This is a genomic window from Rahnella sp. P4_A8, from assembly GCF_056402435.1.
Map to the genome: position 1 here is coordinate 233,586 of NZ_JBFUHK010000001.1, position 18,273 is coordinate 251,858.

14 protein-coding genes are annotated in these 18,273 nt (G+C 53.1%); 3 read left to right on the forward strand and 11 right to left on the reverse strand.

Annotation, left to right across the window (positions count from 1 at the left end; genetic code table 11):
• Window positions 1–30 precede the first annotated feature (30 nt).
• Window positions 31–1,017 (forward strand): 2-hydroxyacid dehydrogenase, encoded by a 987-nt coding sequence (locus tag AC1DUO_RS01010; RefSeq protein WP_013575400.1) that lies wholly within the window; start codon window positions 31–33, stop codon window positions 1,015–1,017.
• A gap of 76 nt (window positions 1,018–1,093) precedes the next feature.
• Here the strand turns inward: AC1DUO_RS01010 and AC1DUO_RS01015 are convergent, their stop codons facing one another.
• From AC1DUO_RS01015 to AC1DUO_RS01035, 5 genes are all read right to left on the reverse strand, one after another.
• Entirely contained in the window at window positions 1,094–2,023 is a 930-nt protein-coding gene (locus AC1DUO_RS01015; RefSeq protein WP_121019373.1) for a metallophosphoesterase, read from the reverse strand.
• 20 nt (window positions 2,024–2,043) lie between these two features.
• A complete protein-coding gene (locus AC1DUO_RS01020) occupies window positions 2,044–2,859 on the reverse strand; it encodes a carbohydrate ABC transporter permease (RefSeq protein WP_037033941.1) in 816 nt (271 codons plus the stop codon).
• Window positions 2,856–3,767, reverse strand: a complete 912-nt coding sequence (locus AC1DUO_RS01025) for a carbohydrate ABC transporter permease (RefSeq protein WP_037033939.1) — start codon at window positions 3,765–3,767, stop codon at window positions 2,856–2,858. Before AC1DUO_RS01025 ends, AC1DUO_RS01020 begins: the two co-directional genes overlap by 4 nt.
• A gap of 16 nt (window positions 3,768–3,783) precedes the next feature.
• Window positions 3,784–5,064: an ABC transporter substrate-binding protein gene (locus AC1DUO_RS01030; protein ID WP_112152478.1), complete on the reverse strand. Its 1,281-nt coding sequence runs from the start codon at window positions 5,062–5,064 to the stop codon at window positions 3,784–3,786.
• Between the two features lie 65 nt (window positions 5,065–5,129).
• Complete coding sequence (locus tag AC1DUO_RS01035) at window positions 5,130–6,233, reverse strand: ABC transporter ATP-binding protein (protein ID WP_477986231.1); 1,104 nt, start codon at window positions 6,231–6,233, stop codon at window positions 5,130–5,132.
• Between the two features lie 244 nt (window positions 6,234–6,477).
• Between AC1DUO_RS01035 and hslJ the strand changes: the two genes are divergently transcribed.
• Window positions 6,478–6,900 (forward strand): heat shock protein HslJ, encoded by a 423-nt coding sequence (gene hslJ / locus AC1DUO_RS01040; RefSeq protein WP_013575394.1) that lies wholly within the window; start codon window positions 6,478–6,480, stop codon window positions 6,898–6,900.
• A gap of 50 nt (window positions 6,901–6,950) precedes the next feature.
• Here the strand turns inward: hslJ and AC1DUO_RS01045 are convergent, their stop codons facing one another.
• Window positions 6,951–7,232, reverse strand: a complete 282-nt coding sequence (locus tag AC1DUO_RS01045) for a putative hemolysin (protein WP_477986233.1) — start codon at window positions 7,230–7,232, stop codon at window positions 6,951–6,953.
• A 514-nt stretch (window positions 7,233–7,746) separates the two neighbouring features.
• Here AC1DUO_RS01045 and nifJ point away from each other — a divergent pair.
• Window positions 7,747–11,277 carry a pyruvate:ferredoxin (flavodoxin) oxidoreductase gene (gene nifJ / locus AC1DUO_RS01050; RefSeq protein ID WP_477986235.1) on the forward strand — a complete coding sequence of 1,177 codons (3,531 nt, stop codon included), beginning with the start codon at window positions 7,747–7,749 and terminating at the stop codon, window positions 11,275–11,277.
• A gap of 180 nt (window positions 11,278–11,457) precedes the next feature.
• Here nifJ and AC1DUO_RS01055 read toward each other — a convergent pair whose 3' ends face one another.
• From AC1DUO_RS01055 to AC1DUO_RS01075, 5 genes are all read right to left on the reverse strand, one after another.
• Window positions 11,458–14,115 (reverse strand): family 78 glycoside hydrolase catalytic domain, encoded by a 2,658-nt coding sequence (locus tag AC1DUO_RS01055; RefSeq protein WP_477986237.1) that lies wholly within the window; start codon window positions 14,113–14,115, stop codon window positions 11,458–11,460.
• A gap of 47 nt (window positions 14,116–14,162) precedes the next feature.
• A complete protein-coding gene (locus AC1DUO_RS01060; protein ID WP_013575390.1) occupies window positions 14,163–15,461 on the reverse strand; it encodes an MFS transporter in 1,299 nt (432 codons plus the stop codon).
• Window positions 15,462–15,569: 108 nt separating this feature from the next.
• On the reverse strand, window positions 15,570–16,436 hold the full coding sequence (locus AC1DUO_RS01065) for a helix-turn-helix domain-containing protein (protein ID WP_112152472.1): 867 nt from the start codon (window positions 16,434–16,436) through the stop codon (window positions 15,570–15,572).
• Between the two features lie 252 nt (window positions 16,437–16,688).
• Entirely contained in the window at window positions 16,689–17,399 is a 711-nt protein-coding gene (locus tag AC1DUO_RS01070) for a FadR/GntR family transcriptional regulator (RefSeq protein ID WP_013575388.1), read from the reverse strand.
• Window positions 17,400–17,493: 94 nt separating this feature from the next.
• A complete protein-coding gene (locus tag AC1DUO_RS01075) occupies window positions 17,494–18,270 on the reverse strand; it encodes an SDR family NAD(P)-dependent oxidoreductase (protein ID WP_013575387.1) in 777 nt (258 codons plus the stop codon).
• Between the last annotated feature and the right edge of the window lie 3 nt (window positions 18,271–18,273).

The following is an 18,273-nucleotide window of genomic DNA, read 5'->3' on the forward strand; positions in this document are numbered from 1 at the left end:
AGAGATTCAAACTCACTGCGGAGAAACACCATGAAAGTGGCTGTCTACAGTACTAAAAATTACGACCGGAAATATCTGGAACTGGTCAACGCGCATTATGGCTATGAACTGGAATTTTTCGACTTTCTGCTGACCCCGCAAACAGCGAAAACGGCGGTAGGTGCCGATGCAGTCTGCCTTTTCGTGAATGACGATGGCGGCCGCGAAGTGCTGCAGGAACTGGCCTCTCTGGGCATTAAAACGCTGGCACTGCGTTGTGCGGGCTTTAACAATGTCGATTTAGATGCCGCAAAAGAACTGGGAATTTCGGTGGTGCGCGTACCGGCTTATTCGCCGGAAGCGGTGGCTGAGCATGCAGTGGGAATGATGATGTGTCTTAACCGCCACATCCATCGCGCTTATCAACGCACGCGTGAAGCCAACTTCTCGCTGGAAGGTCTGATCGGTTTTAACATGTATCAGCGCACCGCCGGTATTATCGGTACGGGTAAAATTGGCGTGGCGACGATGCGGATCCTGAAAGGTTTCGGCATGCGCATTCTGGCGTTTGATCCGTATCCCAGCCCGCTGGCCCTCGAACTCGGCGCGGAGTATGTCGACCTGGATACGCTGTATGCCGAATCCGATGTCATTTCGCTGCACTGCCCGCTGACACCGGAAAATCATCATCTGCTTAATGCAGAAGCCTTCTCCAAAATGAAAGACGGTGTGATGATCGTCAACACCAGTCGTGGCGGATTACTGGATGCCACTGCCGCTATCGATGCCCTGAAAAAGCAAAAAATCGGCGCACTGGGCATGGACGTTTACGAGAATGAACGCGATTTATTCTTCGAAGACAATTCTAACGAAGTGATCCTTGATGACGTCTTCCGTCGTCTGTCGTCCTGCCACAACGTGCTGTTCACCGGCCATCAGGCCTTCCTGACCAGCGACGCACTGACCAGCATTTCAGAAACGACGCTGTTGAATATTGATCAGCTGTCGAAAGGTGTGGTCTGCCCGAACCTGCTTTAATCACGTAATCAGCATCATCATTATAAGGCTCACTCCGGTGAGCCTTTTTACTTTCTGCATCTGCGCTGAAACACACTCAGCGGCTCAGCACCCGGCTGATTTCCGGGCCGTAGCCGGTGAGGGTCAGGACATCATCAGCCAGCGTGACCGAGGAAAATGGCAGGCTGCTTTCGCCGTCGACCATGCCTTTCAGCGTAATAAAATCAGTATTGTCTACACGGTCATAACCGCCACGGTGATCGTGACCGGCGAAATAGGCGCGAACGTCGTACCGGCACAGCAATTCCACCAGCGTTTCACAATTCCACAGGTTGTGGCTGTTAACCGGTGTCAGCGGATAATGGCCGAAAACCAGTACCACCTCGCACTGCTCACGCGCCTCAAGCAGGTTTTTCTCAATCCATTCAAGCTGTTTCGGCCCGACCGCACCGTTCCAGGGCTGCGCCTGCGACTGCTGACATTCTGTCAGTTCTTCCAGCATATATTCTGCTAACTGGCGGTCATCGGCATTGGCGTGGTTGCAATACAAACTGACGTCGTTACCGTCGATGACCAGAAAACGATAGCCCGGCAAACTGAACGAATAATAACTTTTCGGTAAACCGATGGCCGGTTTCTGCGCCCCGAGATGCTCGGAAATCACCTGCGCGTCGTGGTTGCCGATCACCGCCGCATGCGGGTGGCGCAGCGCCTCATAACGGGCAAGAACGGCCTGAAAGCTGCTCCAGTCGCGGTCCACCAGATCACCCAGCGTGACCACAAAATCGAGTTTGAGATCATTAAGCTCATTGATGGCGGTGGCCAGTTTATTCAGGCTGTTGCGGTAATAACGGATTTTTTGGGGTTCGGCATCCGCATACTGCGGGTCGGCAATCAGCCCGAAACGCAGCCGTGTGCCAGTGACCAGCGCATCGTGAACGTCCGGCAACTGATAAAATGCACTCACGTTGCCCAGCGCCAGCGCCTGCCGTTCGGATATCAAAGGGGATAAAGTGGTGACGGCCATAACATTCTCCTGTCGGGATCTTAACGGATCCCTGCCCGCATAAAGGATTGAACAAACTGACGCTGAAATATCAGAAATAACACCAGCAGTGGCAACACGGTCATCAGGGTGGCGGCACTGATCAGCGCCCATTGCACGCCCTGCTCCGGCGCGGAAAACAACTGCAGTCCGACCGTCACCGGCCGCACTTTGACGGAATCGGTGATCACTAACGGCCAGAGAAAATCGTTCCAGTGGAAGCTGATAGAAACCAGTGCAAAAGCGACATAAATCGGTTTCGCCAGCGGGATATAGATTTTGCGCAGGATATAAAACCGGCTGGCGCCTTCCACAATGGCGGCTTCTTCCAGCACCAGCGGAATACTTTTAAACGTCTGGCGCAGCAGGAAAATGGCAAACGCCGAGGCAAAATACGGCAGGGCGATGCCCGCCAGCGTGTCACGCAACCCGAGCGCGCCAATGGTTTTGTAGTTGTTCAGGATCAGCACATCGGGGCTTATCATCAGTTGCAGCAAAATGAGCGCGAAGATAAAGCCTGCCCCTTTCAGTTTAAACCGCACCAGCGCGTAAGCCGCCAGGGTCGCCAGAATCAGCTGGCACACCACAATCATCATCACCAGCAAAGTAGTGTTCATGAAGTAGCGCGCGAAAGGTGCCGCCTGCCAGGCGTTGATGAAATTCTGAAAAGTCAGCGGCGCAAACAGCGAAAAACTGCCCTGCACTGACGCCGGATGAATCGCCACCCAGACCGCGACCAGCACCGGTAAAAACCACAGTAACGCCGCCAGCCAGATGGCGAGATTCAGGATCAGGCGGCTGAAAGAAAACGATTTCACTGATAATGCGCCCTTTTATCCAGCAGGTTGAATTTAATCAGCGCGATGACGGCGAGGATCACCAGTAACACGACGGTCATTGCCGACGCAGCCGGTAAATCCCAGTAACTGAACGCCGTGCGGTAGATGTAAAACAGCAGCAAACTGGTGCTGTTGTTCGGCCCGCCATTGGTCATCGCAATCACCTGATCGACAATCCTGAATGCATTCATCGAGGCGTTGATCAGCACGAATAATGTGGTTGGCATCAGCAGCGGCCACTGTACCCGGCGGAAGAAATAGCGCCGTGATGCCCCTTCGATTTCTGCCGCTTCGGCCAGCCGCGGGTCGATTTGCTGTAATGCGGCAAGGTAGAAAATCATGAAGAACCCGGCCTCGCGCCAGACTGAAACTGCCATCAGGCTGTAGAGTGCCGTGCCCGGTTCACCGAGCCAGTTGACCGCAGGTAGCGAAAAGAGCGCCAGCATTTTGTTGAGCAAACCGAGTTGCGGCGTATAGAAAAATAGCCACAGATTGGCAATAGCCACCATCGGCAGCAGCGAAGGAATAAAGAAAGCGGCGCGGGTCAGCGCATTGCCGCGCAGACGGCGGTTGACCGCCAGCGCCATCAGCAGCGCAAGGGCAACCGACAGCGGGATGGTGATAAGGGCGTAGAGCAGATTGTTGCGTAACGACAACATAAACACATCGTCGTCCAGCAGCGCACGGTAGTTATCCAGCCCGACAAACTGCGGGGGATGCCCGCTGCGGGCAGCGCTGAACAGACTTTCCCACACCGTTGCCAGCGCCGGATAGTGGGTAAACAGCAGCAGAAAACCCAGCGCGGGCAGCAGCAACAGATAGCCGTAAAGTTGTAATGACAACCCGCGTGTGCGGGTGGCCGGAAGAACCGCGTGAAATGTGCTCATGCTGTTCCTTTCGCGCTTACTGATACGGTTTCAGCAGGCGGTCAGCCTGTTTCTGCGCCGAACTCAGCGCGTCTGCCGGCGTTTTTGCCTGTGTGACCGCAGCTTCAATCGCGTGGTTCATCAGTTCCTGAATTTGCACGCTGTTATAGGTCGAGAGTTCCGGCTGCGAATATTTCAGTTGTTCGCGGGCCACCAGCGCCTGCGGCACCTGTTTCACATAATCCTGCATGACCGGGGTTTCCCACGCAGCAGGCGATGTCGCGACATAACCGGTGGCGATACTCCAGCGCGCCGCCTGTTCAGGGGCAGAAACCCAGCGGATAAATTCCAGTGCCGCTTTCTGTTGTTCCGGCGTGGTGTTTTTGAAGACGTAAAGATTACCGCCGCCGGTCGGGCTGCCACGCTGCGTTTTCTCCGGCAGCATCGCCACACCAAACGGGAATTTCGCGTTCTCACGCACGGTCGTCAGATTGCCGGTCGTCGTGACCATCATCGCCGTTTTGCCGTCGATAAAGTCCTGCGGTGTGGTGCCCCAGGCGATGGTGCCCTTCGGTGACACCGCTTCTTTCTGCGACAGATCGGTCAGCCATTGCAGGGCTTCCACATTGGCGGGTGTGTCAAACGTCACTGCCGTGCCTTTGCCATTATCCAGATGGCTGCCGTTGGTGGCCGCAATCCCCTGGAAATTCCAGTAACCGTTCGGCGTGGACGGGATTTCAATGCCCCACTGCTTCACTTCAGAACCGTCACGCACCACCAGTTTTTTGCCGAAATCGACCACCTGCTGCCAGCTGGCAGGCGGCGTGTCGCCATTCAGACCCGCCTTCTCAAACGCCTGTTTGTTCCAGTACAACACCACCGTCGAACGCTGAAACGGAATGCTCCAGACTTTGCCCTGAATGTGGCGGATAAAGGCCGGATAGAAGCCGTCGATCCATTTTTTACCGTCTGCGTCATTCGCCAGATCGCTGACCGGCAAAATCGCGCCCGCGTCGATCAGGGAATACGCTTCAATATCGCCGATCACCGCAATTTGCGGGGCATTGCCGCCACGAAACGCCGTCAGCGCTTTGGTGACGGTGGTGGCGTAATCACCGGTATACACCGGCTGAATGCTGATATCAGGATGTGTTTTCTGGAAATCTTCCACCAGCGTATCCACCGTATGACTGATTTTCCCGCCGACAGCAATCGGGTAATACATTTGTAATTTCACCGGATCTGCCGCAAAAGCAGAGGTGCAGGAGATGAGCAGAACGGCGGTAGCGAGACGTGAAAAACGGTGAACAGATGACATAGTTTTCCCTTCGGCAATAGGCGTTGTATGAGTCAATAAAAGTGAATAACGGCAAAAAATGACAACTACACGGCAACTCTGTGATCTGACGGCAAACAGGATTGCTCAGCGTGGAAGCAGCGTTTTCCGTCTGCTGTAATGAAAAAATATTGTGCGCCCGTGGTCCATTGCAGACCGACCCTCTGACCATCAGCAAAGCGTTTCATGCCCGCGACTTTCACGGTCATTAGCTCGGGATATCCGGCAAGTGCGCAGGCCACCAGGGTGTCCGCCCCCATGTATTCATGGCTGACCACCCGGGCGGTCAGGCTGGCGTGTTCAGGCGAAATCAGCTGAATATCTTCGGCGCGCAGGCCGAGACTCAGGGCGTTTTCGTTGAGGTTTTCCACCACCGGCAGCGGCGTACCGGCGAGATAGTGATGCTGCCCGCGGCGTTCGAGCGGCAGAATATTCATTGGCGGCGCACCGATAAATTGCGCGGCAAAAATGCTGGTCGGGTTGTTATAAAGGTTATCCGGGGTGTCGTGTTGCTCGATGCGGCCATCGTTGAGCAAAATGATTTTGTCCGCCATGCTCATCGCTTCGGTCTGATCGTGCGTGACATACAATAAGGTCAGGCCGAGCTTCTTCTGAATTGCACGGATTTCGCGGCGCATACTCTGGCGCAGTTTGGCGTCGAGATTGGAAAGCGGTTCGTCCATCAGGCACAGCCTGTTGTTGGCAATCACCGCCCGGCCCAGCGCCACGCGCTGTTGCTGACCGCCGGAAAGCTGCGAAGGTAAGCGGTCAAGCAGCGGCTCCAGTTCCATCAGCCTGCTGACGTCCGCCAGCCGCGATGCAAAATGACGCTTGTCTTCGCCACGCGCACGCAGGCCGAAAAGCAGATTTTCGCGCACATTCATGTGCGGAAATAACGCGTAAGGCTGAAACACCATCGACAGTTTACGCTGCGAGGGTGCCAGCGACGTGACATCGGATTGCTGAAAATACAACGTACCGCTTTCCGCCGTTTCCAGCCCGGCGATGGTGCGTAATAACGTCGATTTTCCGCAGCCCGAAGGACCGAGCAAGGCAATAAAATCACCCTCTTCCACATCAAAACTGATGTCATTGAGGGCCACTTTCGTCCCCCAGGATTTCCGGATGTGATGCAGTGATAGATAGCTCATGCCGCTGTAAGTCTCTCTGACCGGTGATGGGCATAACCTATCGGGCTAAAATGACGCTTTTATGATCGGGAGATGACGGGATAAAGACGGACAAGGTTTTAAGCCCCTCCCCCTGCGAAGAGGGAGGGAGTTAAGGGCTTAAAATTCCCATTCATTCACGCTATAATACGCCAACAAATATTGCATAAGTCAGTTGAATATATCGACATGGCGAGTGCCAAAGGAATATTTCTCAGGAGAGAAGATGAAGAAGTCACTGTTTGTTCTGGCCGCCGCGATGACCCTGGGGGCGTGCAGCATGAATCAGAATACCGCCGTTAAACAGACCGATTTGCAGCATCACCGTTTTGAGTTGCTGAGCGTCGATGGTCAGACGGTGCCTGCCGCGCAAGGGCGCATTCCGGACATTGAGTTCGGCTCAAACATGCACGTTTCGGGAAAAATGTGTAATAACTTCATGGGTCAGGGCCAGTTGCAAAACAACGTGCTGACCGTGAAAGGACTGGCATCCACCATGATGATGTGCCCGGATGAAAACCTGAATAAGTGGGATCACGTGATCAGCGATGTGCTCAATAACGGCGCGGCGCTGACCTTGCAGGAAAACAAACTGACCCTGAAACAGGGTAAACACCAGTTGATTTATCGTCTGAAAGACCGGATGTAAATTTATTGCCACGTTAACTGCAAAAACGCCAGACGACTGTCTGGCGTTTATCAGGCTTTACACACACCCTGCATCAAAGCACTTTCCGAGCACTGACGACCATTAGCCATCGAACACATACCGACGCGGCTGCCATCAAGTTGCGGCGCCATCCGTAATTGCCCGCCCGCCATAGAACAGGCTGCATACGCCGGGCTATCCATATTAACGGTACGTTGCCCGATATTAACGCTGTTGCCTTTTTGTGGAACGTCAGCCGAATCGTCGTGGCTGCTGCATGCGGCTAACACCAGCACACCGGCGACCAGTAACACGCGAAACGCAGTGATCATCTGTCCTGCTCCTGAATATGACGGGGATTTTTTTGCGAATCGCCATCATATCCGACGTTTTTCGCCTGCGTCGAGCCTTTCGGAAAAATAACATCAACTTTTTCCTAAAATAATCTCAAATTTAAACACTCAGACACATTTTATTTCGGCCGGTTATTTCTTTAACGCATAAAACCAACAGTAATTAACCGCTTTTCCCGCTGCATTCGCGGGAAAATATAATGATAAGGCGCTTATATGCTGACTGAATTTGTCGAAAGATATTCATTAATCATCACGCGCGCGCCCTTCACGCCCCTATTTAGCCGCTGTCCCGAACCGGCTTCTGCACGACAGCTAATAATAATCCCAGCGCCTCGGGTTATTCAGTAACCGCTTAAAATATCAGCCGAAATAGCCCTGCACACAATCAGGATAAATCGATTAATCCGCCCTCTGCTAAGCTTTTAACATTCCCGCCAGCAACCGACTTTTCCGCTGGCTGCCATTGTGAGCAAAGCAAAAAAGGTATTCCATGATCACCACTGATGGTAATAATGCAGTCGCTTCCGTGGCTTATCGTACCAACGAAGTGATTGCTATCTACCCGATCACCCCCAGTTCAACCATGGCCGAAATTGCCGGTGCCTGGTCAGGCGAAGGGAAGAAAAATTTGTGGGGCGATGTCCCGACGGTAATGGAAATGCAGTCGGAAGCCGGTGCGATTTCCACCGTGCATGGCGCGTTGCAGACCGGCGCACTGTCGACCTCGTTCACCTCGTCTCAGGGTCTGTTGCTGATGATCCCGACGCTGTACAAGCTGGCCGGTGAACTGACGCCGTTCGTGCTGCATGTCGCTGCGCGCACCGTAGCCACCCACGCGCTGTCCATTTTTGGCGATCATTCGGATGTGATGGCCGTACGCCAGACCGGTTGCGCCCTGCTCTCTGCCGCCAGCGTGCAGGAAGCGCAGGATTTCGCGCTGATTTCTCAGGTTGCCAGTCTCAACAGCCGCGTGCCGTTTATTCATTTCTTCGACGGTTTCCGGACCTCGCACGAAATCAACAAAATTGCCCCGCTCAGTGATGACACGCTCCAGCAGATGTTGCCGCAGGCGCAGATTGATGCGCATCGCGCCCGTGCTCTGTCGCCGGACCATCCGGTGATCCGCGGCACTTCCGCCAACCCGGACACTTATTTCCAGTCCCGCGAAGCCACCAATCCGTATTACAACGCCACCTGCCAGCACGTCATTGATGCGATGAATGCTTTTGCCGTCCTGACTGGCCGTGAATATAAGCCGTTCGAATATGTTGGCGATCCGCAAGCCGAACGGGTGATTGTGCTGATGGGTTCCGGCATCGGCACCGCCGAAGAAGTGATTGAAACCCTGAATGCGCGCGGTGAGAAAGTCGGCGTGCTGAAGGTGCGGCTGTACCGTCCGTTCAGCGCCGGACATTTGCTGTCAGTGCTGCCACAAAGTGTGAAAAGCATCGCGGTGATGGATCGCACAAAAGAGCCGGGCGCGCTGGCTGAACCGTTATATCTCGACGTGATGACCGCGCTGGCCGAAGCCTATTCCCGTGGCGAACGCGATTCACTGCCAAAAGTGAGCGGCGGCCGTTACGGATTATCCTCGAAAGAATTCGGGCCGGATTGCGTGCTGTCGGTGTTCCGCGAACTGTCGCTCAGCCAGCCGCGTCCGCGCTTTACCGTCGGCATTTATGACGACGTCACCGGCCTTTCCCTGCCGGTGGTGGAAGAAGCGTTGCCGCAGCACGCGTCGCTCGAGGCCCTGTTCTACGGGCTGGGCAGTGACGGTTCGGTGTCGGCCACCAAAAACAATATCAAGATCATCGGTAACAGCACGCCGATGTATGCGCAGGGTTATTTTGTCTACGACTCCAAAAAGGCCGGTGGCCTGACGGTGTCGCATCTGCGTGTCAGTGAAAAGCCGATCAAATCTGCTTATCTGGTGAGTCAGGCGCATTTCGTTGCCTGTCATCAGTGGCAGTTTATCGACCTGTATCAGATGGCAGAACGTCTGCGTCCGGGCGGTATTTTCCTGCTCAATACGCCGTTCAGCGCTGATGAAGTCTGGGCGCGTTTACCGCTGGAAGTGCAGGCGACACTTATCCAGCGCGAAGCCCGTTTCTATGTGATTAACGCTGCCAAAATTGCCCGCGAATGCAAACTCGGCGCGCGCATTAACACCGTCATGCAGATGGCGTTCTTCCACCTGACACAAATCCTGCCAGGCGAACAGGCGCTGACAGAGTTGCAGGGCGCGATTGCCCGCAGTTACCGCAGCAAAGGCGAAGAGATCGTCACCCGCAACTGGATGGCGCTTGCCGCTACGCGGGAAGAACTGGTCTCCGTGCCGCTGCAGGCTATTCCGGAAAATCCGCGCAAACGCCCGCCGATTGTTTCCGACGCGGCACCGGATTTCGTCAAAACTGTCACCGCTACCATGCTGGCCGGTCTTGGCGATGCCCTGCCAGTTTCCGCGTTCCCGCCGGACGGCACCTGGCCGACCGGCACCACGCAATGGGAAAAACGCAACATTGCCGAAGAAGTGCCGATCTGGAAACCGGATTTGTGTACCCAGTGCAATCATTGCGTCGCCGCCTGTCCGCACTCGGCGATCCGCGCCAAAGTGGTTCAGCCGGAATTTATGGCAGATGCGCCGTCTGCCCTGCAATCGCTGGATGTGAAATCCCGCGACATGCGCGGTCAGAAGTACGTGTTGCAGGTCGCACCGGAAGACTGCACCGGCTGTAATCTGTGCGTTGAAGTGTGTCCGGCGAAAGACCGTCAGGATCCGTCCATCAAGGCCATTAATATGGCGGATCGCATCGAACATCTGGAAGAAGAACGCGCCAATTACGATTTCTTCCTCAAACTGCCGGAGATTGATAAAACCACGCTGGAACGCATTGATATCCGCACGTCTCAGCTGATCACCCCGCTGTTTGAGTATTCCGGTGCCTGCTCCGGGTGTGGCGAAACGCCTTACATCAAACTGCTGACCCAGCTTTATGGCGACCGTTTGCTGATCGCCAATGCCACCGGCTGTTCTTCTATCTATGGCGGTAATCTGCCTTCAACGCCGTACACCACTAACGCCGAAGGTCGCGGTCCGGCATGGGCAAATTCACTGTTTGAAGACAACGCCGAGTTCGGGCTGGGCTTTCGTCTGACGGTGGATCAGCACCGCCGCCGCGTGCTGCGTCTGGTTGCATCGCTGGCGGAACATATTCCGGCGGACGTCCTCGGTGGCCTGCGCAATGACACGTCCACGCCTGAAGTGAAACGCGGGCATGTCACGGCGCTGCGTAAAATTCTGGCAGACATCGACACGCCGGATGCGCGTCAGTTAGCCACCGATGCCGATTATCTGGTGGATAAATCCATCTGGCTGATTGGCGGTGACGGCTGGGCGTATGACATTGGTTTCGGCGGACTGGATCACGTCTTAAGCCTGACCGAAAACGTCAACGTGCTGGTGCTCGATACCCAGTGTTATTCCAACACCGGCGGACAGCAGTCGAAAGCGACTCCGCTCGGTGCAGTCACGAAATTCGCAGAACAGGGAAAACGCAAATCACGCAAAGACCTGGGAGTGAGCATGATGATGTACGGTCATGTGTATGTGGCGCAGATTTCACTCGGCGCGCAGCTTAACCAGACCGTCAAAGCCATTCAGGAAGCCGAAGCTTATCCGGGGCCGTCACTGATTATCGCGTACAGCCCGTGCGAGGAACACGGCTATGATCTGGCGCTCAGTCACGACCAGATGAAACAACTGACTACCACCGGTTTCTGGCCACTGTACCGCTTCGATCCGCGTCGTGTCGAAGAAGGCAAACCGGCACTGGCCCTCGATTCAAGACCGCCTTCCAGCGGGCTGACCGATACGCTCAATAATGAACAACGGTTCAGAAGACTGAACTCCCAACAGCCGGAAGTAGCAGAGATGTTGTATGCGGYGGCAGAGAAAGAGTTACAGGCTAAATATGACTTTTTAGCCATGCTGGCGGGGAAGAAGACCGAGCCGGAGTCTTGAATTTTTAAACTGTGAGTTGAGAAAAAAACGCGGTCGGCTCCCTCCCCTGCGAAGGGGAGGGTTGGGGTGGGGTATCACAGACAAATCAAAAAGTTAACCTGTGCTTTGACGGCCGTTTTGTCTGCTAAACCCCCTCCCGACCTCCCCCTTCGCAGGGGGAGGAGCAAACAAGCGACCTCACTAAACTAACCGGTATTCCACCCGATATTCCCCCGATCCCACCTCAGCGGTATACCCGTCAGCACAGCGCACAAAATCAATCCCATCCGTTTCCTGCAAGCTTTGACCGTCCGTCAGGACAAGTGTGGCGGTGGTATTGGCCGGAATACTGACCTTAAGAATCACCTGCTGATCACTCACTTCCCAGCGTACCCCAATCGCACCATAGATTGACTGATAACGGGTATCCAGCCAGCTCAGGCCGCCGCCGGTCTGCGGTTTGATGATGACGTGTTTGAATCCGGGCTGTTCCTCATCAGCTTCAATCCCTGCCGCCACGCGGTAGAGCCATTCCCCCACCGCGCCGTAAGCGTAGTGATTGAAGGAATTCATGTCCGCGCTCCACATGCTGCCGTCCGGTTTGATGCCGTCCCAGTGTTCCCAGACAGTGGTGGCACCGGCTTTCACCTGATACAGCCACGAAGGGAAATCCTCTTTCAGCAGTAAATTCCAGGCTTCTTTAGTACGGCCATTCTGGCTGAGTGCGTGACAGAAATACGGCGTGCCGACGAAGCCGGTCACCAGATGCCCGTCGTGCTCGTTGAGCAATTCAACCAGCGTATCGGTGGTGCGCTGGCGGAATTCGTCAGGGACCAGATTGAAGTACAGTGCCAGAATATGCGCGGTTTGCGTTCTGGCCGCCAGACGACCCGATGGCGTAAAGAACTCCTCCTGAAAACGACGGACAATCGCCTGATGCAAGGCAGTGTAATGTTGATAGTCTTCAGTACGATTCAGCGCTTTGGCGGCTTTGGCGAACAATTGCGTGGAATAAGCGTAATACGCCGTGCAGGTCAGGTCGTTTGGGGTAGCACCGAAATAACTGCCCTCTTTGGCATCCAGCGCCACCCAGTCACCAAACTGTAATTTGTAATGCCAGAGGTGATTTTCCGCATGCGCGGTCATGAAATCAATCCAGCCTTTCATGCTGGCATACTGGTTTTCCAGCACGTTGGTATCGCCATACATCAGGTACATTGTCCACGGGTTGATCACCGCGGCATCAGCCCAGGCCGAGGCAGAATGGGTTCCGCCTTCAGACAACAGGCGGTCCTGGCCACAGTAACCGGTCAGAATATCCGGAATAACGTGCGGCACACCGCCCTCAGCCGTCTGGTCATAACGAAGATCGGTCAGCCATTTGGCGAAGAAATTGCGGGTTTGCATCAGATAACTCGCCGTACGGCAAAAAATCTGCGCATCCCCCGTCCAGCCAAGCCGCTCGTCACGTTGCGGGCAGTCCGTCGGCACGTCGACAAAGTTACCTTTCAGCCCCCACAGAATATTGTGGTGTAACTGATTCAGATCCGGGTTTGAACAGGCGAAAGACCCGGTCTGCTCCATATCGGAATGCAAAACAATGGCGGTGAAGTTATTCAGATCCAACTGCGCCGGATATTCCTCAACCTTCACAAAGCGGAAACCTTGCCAGGTGAAGTGCGGATGCCAGGTTTCTGCCCCTTTACCTTTGAGCACATATTCAGTGCGCTGTCGGGCAGAACGCAGATTATCGAGATACACATTGCCCTCTGCGTCCAGCACTTCAAAGTGGCGTAACACGACTTTATCGCCCGCCTTGCCGCTGACCGTAAACTCTACCCAGCCACTAAGATTCTGGCCAAAATCAATGACTGTGTCGCCTTGCGGCGTGGTGAGCAGCGCAACAGGCTTAATTTCTCCCATTTTCCTGACCCTGTTGCTTCCCTGCGCCACCAGTGTGGATTTTTCATGCATCGCCAGACTGACCGGACGCCATCCCTTCTCTGCGAAACCTTTCACGCACCAGCCGGGGATTTCCCTGCGCGCATCGTAAGTTTCGCCGTCATAGATTTCTGAAAACAGAATGGCGGAATCCTGCCCTTTCCAGCTTTCATCGCTGACCACAATTTCATGCGAGCCATCGTTATAATTTATGACCAGTTGGGAAATAAGTGCGCTCCGTTCACCATAATAATTGCGATGACGGCTGAAGCCCATATCGCCTTTGTACCAGCCCGCACCGACAATAGCGCCAATAACGTTTTCGCCTTTTTCCAGATGTCCCGTCACATCATAAGTCTGATAAAGTAAATGATGGTGATAACTCGTCCAGCCGGGCGTCAGGGCATCTTCTCCGACTTTATGACCGTTGAGATGTAATTCATAAAGTCCGAGTGCACTGACATGAATAAAGGCAGACTGAATATCTTCCGCACGGTTCAGAACAAAAGGTTTTCGCAATAATGTTGCGCCGGAATTGTCTTTATCTGCCGACGTTTCGGCGGTAATAAAATCAGCCAGCCATTCATGGCTATACAGCACGCCGGAAATCATCTCCGCAGGTGAACTCCAGGCACTGGTTTCGCCATAATTATCACGTATCTGTACACGGATAAAATAATGCTGCGAGGATGTGAGCATTAATTCCGTCAGGGAAACATTATTTGAACATTCGCTTTCCTGCCATTCGCCGCGAAGCAGGATATTATCAAAATTCTGATCCTGGCTGATCTGGATCCGGTAAGCAGTTTGCCGGACATTTCTGTTATGGCTTTCAATTTCCCAGCCTAATACAGGCAGTTCCTGCACACCGTGCAATGCAGATTCCTGATTTACTGTAAGTCTGATCACTGCGAGCATAATGCCTTACTCCTCATGTAATGTTGTCTGAGCGGTAAAATAAACAACTAGATTTGCTTTATAGCGGATGCCGGATATTGTGTTGCCGGTTCTTTAATAACCGTACCGGCTTCGCTGTTAAATTCATTCCTTTGCTTGCCGTGGAAACAGATCCAGCCGATCAATAAACCGGAAGCCACCGTAGAGGATAAGATGAAATACAATACCAGCGGACCGGCATCAAGCAGCAGTGGCGTAATGAATGCCAGCACACCGCATAACAACCGGGAAATAGCGACGATAATACCTTGTGCTGTAGACCGGAGCATGGTCGGGAAGGATTCCTGCGACCAGACTTTCATTATCCCTTCGAAGGCCAGACCACTGCCTATCGCGGTAAAGAATAAACAACAGAACCAGGATACGGGTGAAAAGTTAAATACTACCGGCAGGAAGAATCCTCCCGCGAAACAAAATGCCCCCAAAATAAACGCGGGGATACGTTTCGGTGTATCGACAAAGCGCATAAACATGATCCCGGCAAATACCCCGACCGGCATGGTCAGCAGGTTCCACAGCGAGTGTTGCCCGACGGAAATACCCACTACGTTAACTGCAATATAAGTCCCAAACTGACCGCCGGTATTCGCTGCAAGATTAGTAAAAGTATAGAACAGACACAACGCAATAAACGGCCACAGATATTTCCCGTGGATAAGATCTTTAAACGACGCTTTCTGCGCACGCACCGTGACAATGCCTGCACGCCGTTCGTTTCGGGCAATCAGCCATAAAGGCGACTCCGGGATCGTACAGCGCAACGCCAGCAGAACGACGGCCACCACGCAGACATGCAGATACATAATCTGCGCACCGGGCCTTCCCCAGTCGCCCACCATGGCAGAAATTGCCATCGTGGTGCCAATCCCCAAAAACCACAGCAGATTCGACAATCCGATAATTTTCCCGCGATTTTTATCCGTCGCCGCTTCAGCAATGGTCGCCAGTGATACCGGTAAGTCTGCACCGGTAGCTAACCCGACCAACAATGTGCCAGTCAGCAGCACCGGAAAGGTATTGCCGAATGCCAGCAGCAGCGTACCGATAATGATCATTGCCATGGTGACAATAAACACTTTGCGTCGGCCATAACAATCCCCCAGTCTGCCGCCCAGAAATGCACCCAGTGCAATACTCAGGGTTAATATGCCAGAAAGTATGCCTATCTGAGCTGATGTTGTCCCTATCGTTTTCTGATAAATAACCAGGGCCGTTCCGTTTGAAACAATCGCGGCTGAATCAATATATGACGCCATGCCGGAAACCACCCCGACGTACCAGGGATTAGGTTGTTTAGTGGTTGACATAATAATGTCCTTCAGAGGTAATGGTGAATAAAAAAGTCCGTGAGTTATCCTTAATTCTTAGTGTTGTTATGGTTTTATATTATTAATTCTTATKATTGAATTTTGTTTTTAATAGCGTGTTTTAATCACACTGTTACTGACTCTCATTCGCTCCTGAGAGGGTGTTCTGTGAAACTCTTTTTTATAGGCTTCCGTCAGACGTGATGGGGTGGAAAAACCGCACACGGTGGCTATTTTCCCGACAGTTAAATCTGAGGTACGCAATAATTCCTGTGTTTTTAACAGACGGTAACGCTGCTGAAATTTTTCAGGTGTAAATCCTGTCATCTCTTTTATAAATCTGAACATCGTTCTTTTTGCCACACCACTTTCTTCACATAAATAATCCCAGTTGATGCTGCATGTGTAATTCTCGCGTAAATAATTCAGCAGATGTCGCTTGCCGGAATCTGTCGGGCTGGCCCGGCATTCCTTGCGGGTCGCACACTGGTACAGGATGACCATCATCGAAAATAAATAAGACTCTGCTGTGGCAAAGTAGGCGTTGTCGTAACAGGCATCACTTTGTCGGGTGATTTTATCGGTCAGCTCAATAACTTTCGTCAGTTCCTCGTCCGTTAATCCTGCACGCCGCTTTTTTATCGAGGCAGTATAATCTTTGATCCCCGCAGTCAGTTGTCCAATATTATTGAGAAAATAAAACGGGCGCTCTTTATGGAGCAAAATATTAGTAATTGACAGCTTATTGGTGGATTCATAACAATGGACATCATGAGCGCTGACGATGAAAAAATCGCCTTTATGAATAAATTCCGCCTGGTCGTTGATTATATGAAACCCGCTGCCGTTGCGGACAATAACCAGCTCATCAAACTCATGCCCGTGTACATCTTCCATCGACTGGCGATTCATATCGAATAAACTGAAAGCATGATGTTCCGAGAGAAAGAAATCACTGACCTTGAGTATTTTCATATATTCACCGGGTTAATAACTAAAATAAATATCGTTAATCACTCTGCGCCATAAAATATTATGTCCTGATAAAATGATTAAACCGTAATAATTATGACAAGTCTATATAACCCACTGGCACTGGGGCGTAACCGCCCGTGACGTTTGTTTCATTTTTGTATCAGTGAGCTCATTTGAGGATCATCAGACATAAAAAATGCGCAGAGAGATCTGCGCATCGGGAGGAACGGCATGAAACGGTTTTGCTGAACGTTATGTCTGATGCAACCGGTGCTTATGCCCTTTCATCAGACTCAGCGAGGCAGAAAATGCCGCACCTTCGTCACCGGCCATGATCGCTTCGTAAATACGTTTATGTTCACTGAGGCACATGCCCCCTTCTTTTGAGGAATACTCAAAGAACCATTTGAAAATGGTGGTCAGCACGTTGCCGAACGGCACGTAAAAACAGTTTCCGGAGGAAATGAAAATCATCCGGTGGAACTGCGTATCGATATCGACCCAATGTTGTGCATCGAAGTTTTCGGCTACGTGACACATCTGGCGATAAATTCTTGAGAGTTCAATGCGTTGCTCTTTACTGGCGTTCACCGCCGCCAGCGCGGTGGCGTGCGGTTCAATCGCTTTGCGAAATTCCAGAAACTGGTGATAAATATCTTCCGTCGCTTCCATGCCCTGCATCCACTCCAGCAACTGCGGATCCAGCATGTTCCATTGCGGACGCTCTTTCACGCGGGTGCCGATTTTTGGCCGCGACTCCAGTAATCCCTTGGAGGTCAGCAGTTTCAGCGCTTCACGCAACGCAGTACGGCTGACGCCAAACTGTTCGCCCAGCTCGATTTCACTCGGCAGTATCGCGCCTGATGCCAGTTCGCCCGAAAGAATTTTGCGGGCGATGTCGCGGGCGATATGGGTATTCAGGCCACGGGTCATGCCTGCGGCGGTTTCAAACTGCATCGTCATGCTCTTCCCTTTTTCCTGTGCAGATTGCCGACATCATAGTTCAGGTGGCGGCGCGCTGCATGCCCCCGCCACACTGAAACACCCGAACTGTGCGCTACGGCGCCATCTGGCCGCCATTCACATCCAGAATCTGGCCGGTAATGTAACCACTGCAGGCGTGCGAGGCGAAAAACAGGTACGACGGTGCCAGTTCTTCAGCGGTGCCGAAACGGCCCATGGCGATGGAGCCGGCGATTTTTTCACGCACTTCTGCGCTTTTATCCGCGTGAAAAACGGTGTCGATGGTGCCCGGCGCGATCACGTTAAAGCGGATATTGTCCCGGGTGAATTCTTTCACCCAGTTGCGGTGCACATTGTGCAGCCAGGCCTTTGAGGCGGCGTAGAGACTGGCACCCGGCCCGCCGCCTTCGCGTCCGGCAATCGAACCGGTGCTGATCACCGATGTGGTTTTGCCGCTTTGTTTCGCCGCGTGACGCAGATGCGGAATAGCAAATTTTGTGACCATCAGCGCCGAGCGGGCATTGAGATCCATCACATGGTCATAAAAATCATCGTCAATGCTTTCCAGTCCCTGACGTCCGCCCAGGCCGCCTGCGTTATTAATCAGCACATCAATGCCACCAAAGCGTTCGACAAAACTCGCCACCAGCGCTTCGCACTCGGCCGACTTCGTCACATCCGCACCAAAATAGGCCACTTCGCCGCCGTTCTTAGCGATATCAGCCGCCAGTTTGTCCAGGCTGGCATCATGACGATGGCCGTTAATCCCGACTTTTGCGCCCGCTGCGGCAAATGCCTGCGCCGCCGCCAGCCCGATACCTTTGGTTGAACCGGTGATCAAAACACGCTGACCTTTCAAATCGTTAAACATAGT